At 38.1% G+C, this 15,557-nt stretch carries 6 protein-coding genes and 1 pseudogene; all 7 read left to right on the forward strand.

Going from position 1 to position 15,557, the window contains the following annotated elements:
• Positions 1–63 precede the first annotated feature (63 nt).
• A complete protein-coding gene (locus BACFIN_RS05630) occupies positions 64–2,334 on the forward strand; it encodes a glycosyl hydrolase family 95 catalytic domain-containing protein (RefSeq protein WP_032839820.1) in 2,271 nt (756 codons plus the stop codon).
• A gap of 239 nt (positions 2,335–2,573) precedes the next feature.
• Positions 2,574–4,739 (forward strand): heparin-sulfate lyase HepC, encoded by a 2,166-nt coding sequence (gene hepC, locus BACFIN_RS05625; RefSeq protein WP_007755986.1) that lies wholly within the window; start codon positions 2,574–2,576, stop codon positions 4,737–4,739.
• A gap of 35 nt (positions 4,740–4,774) precedes the next feature.
• On the forward strand, positions 4,775–7,114 hold the full coding sequence (locus BACFIN_RS05620; protein WP_032839821.1) for a surface glycan-binding family protein: 2,340 nt from the start codon (positions 4,775–4,777) through the stop codon (positions 7,112–7,114).
• A gap of 19 nt (positions 7,115–7,133) precedes the next feature.
• The gene (locus BACFIN_RS05615) at positions 7,134–10,298 is read left to right on the forward strand and encodes a SusC/RagA family TonB-linked outer membrane protein (RefSeq protein WP_032839822.1); all 3,165 of its coding nucleotides are present in this window, start codon (positions 7,134–7,136) and stop codon (positions 10,296–10,298) included.
• An 11-nt stretch (positions 10,299–10,309) separates the two neighbouring features.
• Positions 10,310–12,016, forward strand: coding sequence for a RagB/SusD family nutrient uptake outer membrane protein (locus tag BACFIN_RS05610; RefSeq protein WP_007755995.1), 1,707 nt, complete (start codon positions 10,310–10,312; stop codon positions 12,014–12,016).
• A 181-nt stretch (positions 12,017–12,197) separates the two neighbouring features.
• Positions 12,198–13,503, forward strand: a pseudogene (locus BACFIN_RS20930) (DUF4995 domain-containing protein).
• A 48-nt stretch (positions 13,504–13,551) separates the two neighbouring features.
• The gene (gene hepC / locus BACFIN_RS05600) at positions 13,552–15,552 is read left to right on the forward strand and encodes a heparin-sulfate lyase HepC (protein WP_007756002.1); all 2,001 of its coding nucleotides are present in this window, start codon (positions 13,552–13,554) and stop codon (positions 15,550–15,552) included.
• Positions 15,553–15,557: the final 5 nt, after the last annotated feature.

Here is a 15,557-nt window from a genome sequence, read left to right on the forward strand (position 1 = left end):
TTCCTATGTTTGTTAGCAACCTGTAAATCTCTCGTTAACCTTATAAAACACAAAAATGGCACTATGAATATTCAACACAGATACTATAACTGTATCCTTCTGCTTTTAATCTGCCTTCGTAGTGCGGATATTTATTCTATGGATATCAAGCAGAATATAAATTGGCCTCAATTTATGAGTCAGCAGGATATGATATGGGAAAGATTACCGGAATATTGGTATGACTCAGCCTATCTAGGTAACGGCAGATTGGGACTAATGATCTACAAAGAACCGAATAAAAACTATATACGCCTGGAAACAGGAAACTGTGATGTACACGATCATCGTGCAAAAAGAGATGTATTCGGAATTCCCCGACTACTTACTGGGCATTTTGCTTTACACCCTAAAGGAGAAATAATCAGCGGCAAGATGCGTCTTGATCTTTGGAACGCAGAGGCTTCAACTGAAATCACCACTACAAAAGGAATTATCCATCTACAAACTTTCGTTCATGCTGATGATATGATCATCGTAGTTAAAGCAACTACCGAAGGAGATGAACATGACTTTCGATGGGAATGGATAGCTGCTGAAGCTAACAGCCCGCGTTATCTATTATTCAAAAGGCAAGGAAAAACGAATAAGATCCCCGAAGGTTACGAACTCAATCCTTCCCCTACTAACAGCAAAGAAAATGAGATAAACTTATCTATACAAGAATTATTGGCAGGAGGAGAAACAACCGTAGGATGGCAAGAGACAAAAACGTCTCCACAAGAAAGAATCTTATGGATAAATCTTACACACACTTATCCACAAAGTACTTCAAAAAAGATTTGTAAAGCAGAAATACGCCAAGCCATACGTAAAGGTTATGCAGCACTTCAAAATGCTCATCGGCAATGGTGGAACTCTTATTATCCCGCTAGTTTCATCAGCTTACCGGATGCAAAGAAAGAAAATTTCTACTGGATTCAAATGTATAAACTAGCCTCAGCTACTCGTGGCGACCGGGCATTAATAGATAACACCGGTCCGTGGTTATCTGAAACACCGTGGCCAAATGCTTGGTGGAACCTCAACGTGCAACTCACCTACTGGGCACTGAATGCTTCCGACCATTTGGATTTAGCCGCATCTCTAGAGAATGCACTCTATAATCACATTGACCAACTACGCTTGAACATACCTGCCGCATATCGTCACAACTCATTGGGCATAGGTGTTGCTTCAAATCTAGAATGCATGACGACCACTGTAGGAATTCCCGGTAAAGGAAAAGCGCAAGTGGGACTTCTTCCTTGGGCCTGCCATAATCTTTGGCTTATTTATCGTCATAAAATGGATGATGAAGTTTTGCGTAACAAATTGTTCCCGTTATTAAAAGGGGCCATCAATTACTATCTTCATTTCATCCAAAAAGGAGAAGACGGCAAATATCATCTACCTGAAACTTATTCTCCCGAATATGGTGTAACGGAAGACTGTAACTTTGATCTCGCACTATTATATTGGGGTTGTCAGACCTTATTGGGGTCAGCACAGCGATTACAGATTCAAGATCCACTAATTTCAACCTGGAAAAATGTTTTGGATAATCTCACTCCGTATCCGATGGATGAAAACGGGTTACTTATTGGAAAAGACACACCTTATGCTTTCTCCCACAGGCATTATTCACACTTGCTTTCCATCTATCCTTTATACCTTATTAATAAGGAGCAACCAAACAATACCCGACTTATAGAGAAATCATTAGCCTTTTGGCAAAGTAAGCCGAAAGCTCTTTTAGGTTACTCATGTACAGGTGCATCTTCTATATCTTCCGCTATTGGAAAAGGAAACGAGGCTCTATCCTATCTAAATAAATTATTTGGCAAGTTCCTTAGTTCGACCACCATGTATAAAGAAAGCGGCCCGGTTATCGAGACGCCACTATCAGGCGCACAATGTATACATGATATGTTAATACAAAGTTGGGGAGGGAAACTCCGTATTTTCCCTGCACTGCCGGACGTTTGGAAAGATGTCTGCTTCTCCGGTTTACGCACAGAAGGAGCATTCAAAGTTTCTGCTAACAGAAAGAATGGGAAAACACTGTTTATCCACATCAAAAGTCTTGCAGGAGAACCATGTATCGTAACTACCGACATTGTTAATCCCATATTCAAAGGGAAACGGGCGTTTACTGTACAAACTACCAACAACGGCACATACCAAATCAATTTAAAGAAAGGAGAAGAAGTTTTTATCTATCCTCAAGGACAGATTCCGGACTTCATAATCTCCCCTATTCCACCTGTTTCCAAAAATCACTTTGGACTAAAAAACGTCCAAACCAACACCTAAAAATGTACAAAAGCCTTCCTCTATATATGTACGAGGAGGTTACATTATAACATACAAAAGACCTATTTTCAAGTCATAAACAGTTCTTTTGAACATAAATAGTATATGATTCAACAAAACTAATATCAAAAAAACATTTTTGAACAAAGCCTGAACAACTTCGGCCAATCGTTATATATAAAGAGATTACATTTGCAAACAGTAAAATATAACTTTTAATAATTAAAACCTAATAAAGTATGAAGAACATCTTCTTTATTTGCGTGTTCTCACTGATTGCATTTACAGGATGCACAGATGACGACGAACTCTACAAAAACAGTGGAAAAGATTCTGCCGAAGAGGAAACAAGTTTTCCTAACGAGGAAATCGACCAACGTTTGTTTAAAGTTATCAATTTAGATTATCCGGGATTGGAACAGGTAAAAGCATGGTATGAAACAGGAAATTATTACTCTGCATCCAAAGCTCTACTCGAATACTATAGAGGTCGAATTGGTATCATTAATCCTTATGTATCCTTAAATTCTATTACAACACAACAAGCAAGATACGCAGAATTAGCATTAGCAGAAAACGGTTATCGTTTTTATATAAATGCCAATTACTTAGAAGAAAAAGATCTTGGAAATGGCAAAGAAAAAGTTCCGTACAGCCTAAAATCGGGAAAAGAGATCAATTGGGAGTTTATTCCCAAAGGTGCTGACGACGAATACCGTAAGCAGTTACATCGGCACAATTGGATTCCATTCCAAGCCATGGCATATCAAAAGACACAAGATGAAATATATATGTTGGGATGGAAAGACGTGTATTCAGATTGGGTATCAAAATTCCCTAAAACAGAAACAGTTGTAGATGAATTTGCATGGTGGCAATTACAAGTATCTACACGTCTAATGGGGCAAGCACAAGCATTTGAATATTTCAAGTTTTCATCCAATTTCACCCCCCAATGGCTTTCTTTCTTTTTAGTTCACTTTGCAGAACATGCCGATTTCTTGCTAAAAAATCGCTATCCAGACGAAAATAATATTCTATTTAGCCAAATAATCTCAATGGTATTTGCCGGAACTCTATTTCCGGAATTCAAAGATGCTCCTCAATGGCAAGCAGAAGGTTGTAGAATCATTAATGAACAACTTGAAAAACAATTCTTACCGGACGGAATGCTTAGTGACCTTTCCTTACATTATCACATAGGTATATTAGACGAACTCTATAATCTCAAAAGGCTCATCCAAGAGAATCATTTACCGGAAAATTTACTCACTTCCAAGTTTGACCAAATCCTAGAGAAAGCGACCGAAATAGTTATACATTTTACCTATCCCAACTATTTTGAGGCAGGTAGCAATGAATATTGTACATCTGCTTTCAATGATTCGTGGATGAAAACGAAAAATGTATTAGAGAAAAACTTCAAGAAATATGCTGAGATGTTCCCCAATAATCAAGAATTAGCGTGGATGGCAACTCGTGGTGGACAAGGACATGCACCAAGCGCAGGAATAAAAGTTTTCGAGAACTCCGGACACTATATTCTACGAAATGGATGGGATAAAACTTCCACTATGCTAATACATAGTAATAACTATTCAAATGAAAAGATGGATATATGGAGTCACAATCAACCGGATAACGGAACATTTGAATTATATCATAATGGGCGTAACTTTTTCCCTGATTCCGGAGTATCTTCTTATGGAGGTAGTGGAACTCCTAATAATATTCGCAGTTGGTTCCGTCAAACAAAATCTCATAACACAATGATTCTAAGCGATAAAGAAACAGAAGACAATGATGAACCTAATGCAAAAAGATATGGAGATGAAGATATAAAAAACACCTTAGGTAAATTAATCCGTAAAGGAGAAACTAACCAATATCAATTTGTAGCCACAGAGAATCAAGGATATGCCAACTTTACTCATAGACGTTCTATATTCTTTGTCACGCCTAAAGAAAAACCATTTTTTGTAATAGTAGATGAAGGTATAGGAAACGCAACCGGATTTAGTAAACTATATTTCCATCTCTGTGACGATAAAACAGCAGAATCTGTTTCTTTAGATATAGAAAACCACGGAGCACATACTACATTTAGTGACAATAACAACTTATTCATACGTAGTTTTGGTAATGCAGATATCACCCAAAATGAAGTCAAAGGATATATTTCCTACGACACCAAAGGTTTATTCCTTCCCCGTAAGGCTTACTCACTCGTAATGGATAAAAAAGAGAATAGTCCGGTACGATATATAACCGTAATATATCCCGTCGCAAACGAAACACCTGAAATCTCGGCCAGATTCACTGATGATGAAACATTTATTGAGGATGCAATAAAGCTCGAGGTCACAGTAAATGGTCAGAGATATGAATTAGGATACACTAAATAATCAACCTATAATAATATAACTAATACTGATATAAAATGAGTCTAAGAAAATTAACATTTAGTTTTTTGGCGATTCTAATAGTTACAGTTTCACCGCTGTTCTATGTTTCTTGTTCTGATACAGAAACAACAGACTCGTCCAACTTCGCACTTTATTATACAGGATTGACCAACATAGCTCCATCTATGACCGGAACAATCAGTAAACCTACATATAAAGGTAGTGCCCCTTCTGATTTTACAATTACCGGTATCACACTTAACAATGAAGTGTATACAGGAAATTGTTTTCAGATTGATTCTGAAACAGGAGTAATTTCTGTGCAAAACACAGAAAATGCAGCTAAAGGACGCTACAAAATTTCCATCTCTTGCATATCCGGAGGGACTCGATATGAATATAAAGATATTGTAATTGTTAAATTATTAGCATCCGCTCCTAAAAACGTAATAGTCACTCCCAAGCTAATACAGGCTGATTACGGGGATATCATTAACAAAAATAGTGAAATTGATATGCCCATAGCAAAAATAACAACAACTGGTGAAGAACATATTTCCATCAGTTCATACACTGTTTCTGATGTATTCAAAATCACCAATGAGAATACAGAAGAAGAACCTATTTACGAATTAGTGACAACAGAAGGTGTTAAAGAATGTTTCAGTATCTCCCAAGAAGGAGAATTTACTATTGTACAAGATGAAAAATCAGGAATCTTAGAGCCAGGCACCTTATATGCGGTTAGTATTTTATTATCAACCCGTACAGATGAATATTTATTGGATGAAAAAAATAGTATTAACATTAAAGTAACATCTAAGCCACTTAATTTTTCCTATGACCCCGCTGAAGGAGAGTTAGAAGAAGAAAGTACAGCTACACCAGAAGGAACAACTTTCGAATCGGTACTTCCAACGTATCAAGGAGCTACAGATGGATTAAAATATAGTATTTACGCAATTGAACCTGCCATCGAACAAGAAATAATTAAAATTAATGAAAATACAGGTAAACTATATGTAGAAGCTGGGCACGGATTACAAAAAGGAACAACCTATAAGATCAGTGTTTGTGCAAGAAATATGTACAATGAAGAAGGAGAGGTAGGAACAGTTATTGAAAACGCCTATTCTTTAAAAATAGTAGCATTTATTGCAAAATTCGATCAATTTTATTACGAAAATGAAACAAATACAATTGAAAGAATGGAGCTTAGTCCTTCATATACCATAGAGCCAACTATAGTAGGTGGAGGTGAAAATATTAAATATACACTTATTGAATGTGAACCAGAGTTACAAAAAAACATTGAATTTAATACAACAACAGGTGCTATCACTATGAAAGAGGGAAATAAACTAGTGATAAATGATGAAGGTAAAGACTCTTATACAATGAAAGTCAAAGTTGCTAATTCAAAATATGAAAAAGAAGCCAATATAACTTTCAAACTAACTCAAAATGAAGATAGGATTACATACATTCATTGTGGTAATAATTTAGATACGAACGGTAATGCATTACCGGGAATTCAATACGAAAATCAATTTAGATTCAATAGTGAAGATGATATGAATAGAACCTTCACTATAAAAACCAATGCTTATTCCACTGCTAAGATTACATTTAAATACGAAAAACTTTCTACATCAGTAACTGCAAATATCACCAATAATGAAATTACATTCTCTGGTTGGAAAGGAGATGCAGCAACATCCAATATCGGAATTATTACTGCAACTGTAAATGATAAGACAGAACTTAAGGTCCCTGTTTTCTTCCATTTCAACAATTGGACAAAATACAATCAAGATAATGTCAAAATCGAATATTATCCCTTTGTATTACATGTTAATCCACATAAAGGAGGAATATCAACATCTCCTAAAATAATCCTTAAAGGAAAATCTGACAGTGAACTTTCAGGTGATGTGCGTAAAAAATTCTTATTAGACTACCGTAGAAACTTCAACTACTACAATTTTGGAGGTAATCATACTAATGGTGTACCTTATGACCAAAAAAATCCAGATAAAATTTCACCATTCATGGCTCATTTATGGGAGACTTGTGGACAAAAAAATAATGCAAACAAACCACCGATGGCATTCTTCACAAACAGTGGATACAAAGATAACAGCTCTCAATCCTTAGGTTATGTAATTAATTACAATCCGAATACTATAGAATACAAAAACCATGAACATTCAGTGAATATCATTAAAGATATGTGGAAAGATAGCGAGGGATATGCTAATGGATTTATAGCAGCAGAAATGACTTTTTGTACTGATGGTATAATAGGAAATGTCAACAGTGGAGGTAAAGTAACACCACTAATCATCTGGTTTGATGAAAATTACGAAGAGTAAAACGAATAATCTAATAATTATGCACAATATAATAACCAATACAATTAGCCATAGAGGGTTCATCACCCTCTTGGCACTGGTCATGTCAATCAGTCTGTATGCCCAGAATTTAGTTAAAGGAACAGTTGTTGACGAAACAGATCTTCCGTTAATTGGAGCAACTGTTTTAATAAAAGGAAATAGCGGAGGAACAATTACTGATATTGATGGCAATTATTCTATCAATGCCAAAAAAGGAAGCACCATTGTGGTTTCCTATATCGGATATAAAACACAGGAAGTGAAATATACCGGACAGCAAAAAGTAAACATAAAAATGATACCTGACAATCAAGCATTAGACGAGGTAGTAGTAGTAGGTTACGGTTCTATGAAACGCAGCGACTTGACCGGTTCAGTTGCTTCGGTAGCCGCAAAAGACGTTGTAGGTTTTCAAAGCAGTTCTGTCATTGGAGCTTTAGGAGGCCAAATTGCCGGTGTACAAATTACTCAATCCGATGGTGGCCCCGGATCAGGTTTCAACATCAACATTCGTGGTGTCGGTACTATGACGGGAGACGCTTCCCCCCTGTTCATTGTTGACGGATTTGAAGTAGACAACATTGATAACATTGCCAACTCGGACATTGAGTCTATGGAATTTTTAAAAGACGCCTCTTCTTCAGCAATTTATGGTGCCCGTGCTGCCAATGGTGTTGTTATGATTACTACCAAATCCGGAAAAAGCGGACGGCCAACAGTTACATACAACGGTTCCGCCAGTTATCGTAAGATCACTAAAAAATTAGATCTTCTCAGCCCTTATGAGTTTGTAAAATTGCAAGGAGAAATTAACGAAAAATATCCGGATACATATTATAAAGAAGGAAATGATGACAATGGCATTCCATACCGTTATCAATCATTAGAGGATTATATTGGTCAAAGTGGAGTAGACTGGCAGGATGAAACATTTAATCCCACTTGGTCACAAGATCACAACCTTTCAATCACAGGTGGAGACGAAAAGACCACATATTCTCTTTTATTCACACGTTATAACGAAAATGGTATTTTCAATAACAGTGGATTTGACAGGACAACAGCCAAATTCCGCTTAAAGCAAAAGCTTACCAAAAAAATATCATTTGATGCAACTATAAATTATGCGCAAACAAATAGAAAAGGAATTGGAACAACTGCGGATAGCGGACGCTTTAATATGCTGGCACAAATTTTAAGCGCACGTCCTACAGGTGGGCTTAAATTAACAGATGAAGAATTGCTGGCATCTGCAATCGATCCTGTAATGTTGGAAGATGGAAGCAGTCTGGCACAAGTAAATCCTGTAAAACAGACAGAGTCTGTAACCAATAAAAAAAGAGCGGAAATGTGGTCTGCCAATGTCTCTCTGACTTGGGAAATTATTAAAGGATTGACTTTCAGAACAGCAGCAACTTATAATACCACAAACAATCGCATTGACAAATTCTATAAAGAGGGTTCAAAAGAAGCATTCCGTAATGGTCAAAAGCCTTACGGAGACACCCAAATGGGACGTGATTTACGTTGGACCAATTCAAACCAGTTAACTTGGAAACAAAAAATCAACAAAAAGAACAGCTATGATATCATGTTAGGACATGAAATATCTTATCGTAGCAATGAATATTTGTTAGGGCAGGCAATGGACTTTCCTGTTGACTATTTAGGTAACAACAATTTAGGGTTGGGAGCTACCCCAAGTAAAGTCGTCACAGACTTTGGTGACAAAAAGTTGTTGTCTTTCTTTGCACGTGGTAATTACAACTATGACAATCGTTACTTATTGACGGCCACGGTACGTGCCGATGGTTCTACTGTATTCTCAAAGAAAAACAAATGGGGATTCTTCCCTTCATTCTCGGCAGCGTGGCGTGTCTCAGAAGAAGCCTTTATGAAAGATATTTCATGGTTGTCTAATTTTAAGGTTCGTTTGGGATGGGGTATCGTTGGTAACGACCGAATCTCTAATTATCTCTCACTTGATTTATATCAAAATAATAGATATGGTATCGGTAACAGTTTAGTAACTGTACTTACCCCTAAACAAATTAAAAATCAAAATTTGAAATGGGAAGGCTCGTCCAGTGTCAATTTAGGAGTAGATTTAGGCTTCTTTGACAGCCGTTTAAACTTCACTGCTGATTTCTTCATCAAAAACACAAAAGACTTGTTGTTAGCTCAAGAATTAGCACATGTTACCGGACATAGTACCCAATACCAAAATATTGGTAAAATACAGAATCGCGGTATAGAGTTAAATCTTAGCAGTACTAACATTCAGACGAAATCATTCACATGGAGTACCAATTTCAATATTTCATTTATTCGTAATGAACTGAAATCATTAGAGTCCGGTGCTAATTATAAAACAACCCGTTCCGGTTTCGACGGTAACTTCACCCAAGATGACTACATAGCTATGGTGGGTTCATCATTAGGCTTGATTTACGGGTATGAATTTGATGGTATCTACCAAAGTTCTGACTTTTACATAGATGGGTATACAGACGCGAACAATCCTAAATATATTTTAAAGGAAGGAGTAGTAAATAATACTCGCTATACTGATGCAGATGGTTTACGTCCTGGCGTTGTAAAATATAAAGATCAGAATGGTGATGGCATTATTACTTCAGAAGACCGTACAGTAATAGGTAACGCACTTCCTAAATGGTATGGTGGTATTACAAATACATTCAACTATAGAGGAATAGATTTAAGTTTCATGTTCCAGTTCAATTATGGGAATGACATCTATAATGCTACACGTTTGTATGCCACACAAACTAGAAATGGCCGTAGAAACATGATGGCAGAAGTAGCCGATCGTTGGAGTGAAACAAATGCATCTAATAAAGTACCTTCGGTTAAAGGTTATATAACAAATGATGTATATTCTCGTTTTGTAGAAGATGGTTCCTTCTTACGTTTGAAGAATGTTACTCTCGGATACACGTTACCGCATAAATGGACTAAGAAATTTTATGTATCTAAATTACGTGTTTACGCCAGTGGACAAAATCTATTCTGCATCAATGGATACAGTGGATATGATCCGGAAGTTAGTACGGCAGGAAGTAATCCTATGACACCAGGTTTAGACTGGGGTGCTTATCCTAAGAGTAGAGTATTTACATTCGGTATTGATCTTCAATTCTAATAAAGAACGCAATGAAAAAGATATTTTATTATATATTATTGTCAGCGATGTGCATACTTCCTTTCTCATGCTCGCTTGACGAAGAATCTCGGACAGAGATTGATAAAAATAGATTCATGAAAAACGCCTTAGAAGCGGAAACTGTATTGTTAGGCGTTTATCAAAGTTTAGTGAGTGATGCCATGTATGGCTATCACCTCTCAATTCTGTTCAATCTGGCAACAGATTGTGAACAAGTAGAAGGAAGTACTACTGAAAATTACCGTATCATTCCTTCCAATGCTTTTAATGCAAGCCAAGCAGAAATACAACAAACATGGGCTGCTTTATATAAAGCTATTTATAATGCGAATGATTTCATGGAGATTCTTCAACAACGGATGAACGATTTCAATGAAACCGACAAGCAATTGGCTTATATTTACATAGCCGAGGCAAGAGCTATTCGTGGTATGTGCTATTTCGAGTTAGTACGCAGATTTGGTAATGTGCCATTAATGACTAATACAGCAATGTCCGAACAAGCTCCAAGTACTTTCGTTCAGGAAAAACCTGAAACTATTTATAAATTTATTGAAGAAGACTTGTTATATGCTATACAAACACTTCCTTATGCAATAGACGATACAAATCGCCAAAGCAATAAATACCGTATGTCCAAGGGAGCTGCTTTAGGCCTATTAACCAAAGTCTATGCCACATGGGCCGGATATCCGGTTAAAGATCACACTAAATGGGCAGAGGCAGCCAAAACTGCGAAGGTGCTGGTCGAATCACAAAAACATGATTTGTTAAATGACTTTAAACAATTATGGGAAAATACTTGTAATGGTGTTTGGGATCCTACTGAAAGTTTAATTGAAATCAGTTTCTACAGTCCGACAGCATCCGGAGGCGCCAGTGACCCGTGCGGACGCATTGGAAAATGGAATGGAGTAAAAACGACAATGCTTGCAGGAGAACGTGGAAGTTGCGCAGGTAATGTTAAGGTTATTCATCCTTTCGTTCTGAAATGGAGAGAAAAGGACTTGACAGACGGTGAGGTATATAATCCGGAAACCGTTAAAGACAAACGCCTGAACCTTTCAGTAGCAAATTACCAATATAGTCCAAACAAAGTTTTATATGCTAAAGGTAAAAGTGATACTGATAAAAAAGCATTGGAAAATGATGCAGATAGTAAATTAAAGAACAAAGAAAAACAAAACTACACCCCCGCCAAATGGGACATTGAAAAATACGTAAAGAATAAATTAATCAATAATGACAAATCAAATGTCAACTGGTATTTCTTACGTTATGCTGATGTATTACTGCTATATGCAGAAGCTCTCAACGAATGGAAGCAAGGCCCGACTAAAGAGGCATACGATGCTATAAACAAAGTACGTGAACGTGCCTATGGAAACAACAAATATAATTTAAAGAACTTATCTTACGAAGACTTCCGCAAAGCTATTCAAGACGAACGCGCTTATGAACTTGCATTCGAAGGACACCGCCGTATGGACTTAGTACGTTGGGACATCTACTATAAAACTGTTAAAGAAACATCCAATGCAATCACAGAGTGGTTCTTTGATGATAATATGGCCAAAAACAAAGCATATAATACCGCAGGAAGATATACAGTGTTTGGCAAACATGAACTTTATCCTATCCCACAACGTGATATGGACTTATGTGAACAGTTTGTACAAAATCCTAAATGGAACTGATCCCAATTCTCTCCAATATGCCTGATTATAGGGCATATTGGAGAATATTAAAACCTTTTTCAACAAAATCTAAATTTGAAAAGCCTTAATTGAATGTCTTTTCGACAATCTTGTAACGCGAAATTAGAGCTTTCACCTACTTTTGCATCAGTTACAAAACTTCTAAAAACAATCACTTAAAATGAATAACATGAAAAAGAAACTCGTTCTCTTTGCTTCGGTTACAATTGCGCTTGCATCGTGCCAAACAGCCCCTAAGGAAGACTACAGTTGGATAAAAAAAGGACTGGATGTAGCTTCTGCACAATTACAGCTTTCCGCAGAGGAAATTAATGGCACAGGTATGTTGCCGCGTTCTATCCGCACAGGCTATGACATGGCGTTTCTTTGCCGTCAATTAGAAAGAGACTCACTGACTTTCAAAGACTCACTTCGCGCACAACCGACTGCAGAGCAATTAGGTAAACGCCGTCTCTGTGGCGTTTATGACTGGACAAGCGGTTTCTTTCCTGGTTCTTTATGGTACGCATACGAACTGACAGGAAACGATACTCTGAAAGCACAAGCCATTCAATATACAAATCTCTTGAATCCTGTACGCTATTACAAAGGCACACACGATTTAGGCTTCATGATCAATTGCAGTTATGGCAATGCTGAACGTCTGGCCCCTAACGATACTATCGCAGCTGTGATGAAAGAAACTGCCGACAACCTCTGCGGACGTTTCAACGATTCTATCGCCGCTATCCGTTCATGGGATTTCGGAACATGGAACTTCCCGGTTATCATCGACAACATGATGAACCTCGACCTTCTGTTTAACGTAGCAAAAGCAACAGGTGACAACAAATATAAAGATATTGCCGTTAAACACGCCATGACTACCATGAACAACCATTTCCGTCCGGATTATACTTGCTGGCATGTAGTGAGCTACAACAACGACGGAACAGTAGAACGCAAACAGACTCATCAAGGCAAGAACGATGATTCTTCATGGGCACGCGGCCAGGCATGGGCTGTATATGGTTACACAGCTTGCTACCGTGAAACAAACGACACTACTTTCTTGAACTTTGCAGTGAAAGTAGCCAACATGATAATGGATCGTGTGAAGACTGACGACGCTATTCCTTATTGGGACTATGACGCTCCTGTGACAGAAGAGACTCCGCGTGATGCATCCGCCGCCGCTGTTACTGCTTCTGCATTAATCGAGTTGAGCACTATGGTTCCCGACGGACAGAAATATCTGGATTACGCAAGAAAAGATTCTGAAGAGTTTGTCAAGCGATGCATACCTTGCAAAAGTTGGCGACAATCAAGGATTTATCCTATTGCACTCTGTCGGCTCATTACCTAACGGTTCTGAAATAGACACTCCACTGAACTATGCCGACTACTACTATCTGGAAGCATTGAAGAGATTCATGGAGTTGAAGAAGTTGAGAATTGAGAATGGAGAGTTGAGAGTGATTCAATAATATAAGAGTAAGAATCCAATAGTAAATTTTAAAATCGTAAAGTATATCATGAATAAAACTTTAAAATATATCGTCCTACTGACATTTGCATGTCTCGTAGGCAAAGGTTATGCCCAAGAGTTGAAAAGCGAAGTATTTTCACTTCTCAATCTGGACTATCCGGGACTGGAAAAAGTGAAAGCACTTCATCAGGAAGGTAAAAATGCGGATGCAGCCAAAGCTTTGCTTGATTACTATCGCGCACGTACAAACGTAAAAACTCCGGATATCAATCTGAACAAAATCACTATCGGTAAAGAAGAACAGAAATGGGCAGACGACGCGCTGCAACATACTTTCTTTGTACACAAAGGTTATCAACCTTCTTATAATTATGGAGAAGACATCAACTGGCAATATTGGCCGGTGAAAGATAACGAACTCCGTTGGCAGTTGCACCGTCACAAATGGTTCACTCCGATGGGTAAGGCTTACCGTGTATCCGGTGATGAGAAATATGCCAAAGAATGGGCTCATCAGTACATCGACTGGATAAAAAAGAATCCGTTGGTGAAGATGGATAAAAAAGAATATGAAATGTTGAGTGACAGCAAACTTAAAGGTGAAGTGGAAAACGTACGTTTTGCATGGCGTCCGTTGGAAGTGAGCAACCGTCTGCAAGATCAAACCTCACAATTCCAGCTGTTCCTCCCCTCTCCTTCCTTCACTCCAGATTTCCTAACTGAGTTCTTGGTGAACTATCACAAACACGCTGTACATATTTTGGGTAATTACTCAGATCAAGGTAACCACTTGTTGTTTGAAGCTCAGCGTATGATTTATGCCGGTGCTTTCTTCCCTGAATTCAAGGACGCTCCGGCATGGAGAAAGAGCGGCATTGATATCCTGAACCGTGAAATTCATGTACAGGTATATGAAGATGGGGGACAATTCGAGCTTGACCCGCATTATCATCTTGCCGCAATCAATATCTTCTGTAAAGCACTAGGTATCGCAGACGCAAACGGATTCCGCAAAGAATTCCCACAAGACTATTTGGATACTATCGAAAGCATGATTATGTTCTATGCAAACATCTCCTTTCCCGACTACACAAATCCGTGTTTCAGTGACGCAAAACTGACAACAAAGAAGGAAGTGGTGAAGAACTACAAATCATGGAGCAAATTATTCCCGAAAAACCAGGCTATCAAATACTTCGCAACAGAAGGTAAAGAAGGTGCATTGCCGGATTATATGTCTAAAGGATTCTTGAAATCAGGTTTCTTCGTATTCCGCAACTCTTGGGGAACGGACGCTACTCAAATGGTGGTAAAAGCCGGTCCGAAAGCTTTCTGGCACTGCCAACCGGACAACGGTACATTCGAACTATGGTTCAATGGCAAAAATCTGTTCCCGGATTCAGGTTCGTATGTGTATGCAGGCGAAGGTGAAGTAATGGAACAACGCAATTGGCACCGTCAGACTTGTGTTCACAACACTGTGACTCTGAACAACAAAAATCTGGATACAACAGAATCTGTAACTAAGTTATGGCAGCCGGAAGGAACAATCCAGACGTTGGTGACTGAAAACCCAAGCTACAAAAACTTGAAGCACCGTCGTTCCGTTTTCTTCGTCGACAACACATACTTTGTAATTGTAGACGAATTGGCAGGCAGCGCCAAAGGTTCCATCAACCTTCATTATCAAATGCCGAAGGGAGAAATCGCAAACAGTCGCGAAGACATGACATTCCTTACTCAGTTCGAGGATGGAAGCAACATGAAACTGCAATGTTTCGGTCCTATCGGCATGACTATGAAAAAAGAACCGGGATGGTGTTCTACAGCTTACCGCAAACGTTACAAACGTATGAATGTATCATTCAACGTGAAGAAAGACGGCGAAGAAGCTGTACGTTATATCACTGTGATCTATCCGGTAAAGAAAAGCGCAGATGCCCCTAAATTTGACGCTAAATTCAAGAACAAAGCGTTCGATGAAAATGGTCTGGAAGTAGAAGTGAAAGTAAACGGAAAGAAACAGTCACTAAAATACAAAATATAGTAATT

Source organism: Bacteroides finegoldii DSM 17565 (genome assembly GCF_000156195.1).
Taxonomy (GTDB): Bacteria; Bacteroidota; Bacteroidia; order Bacteroidales; family Bacteroidaceae; genus Bacteroides; species Bacteroides finegoldii.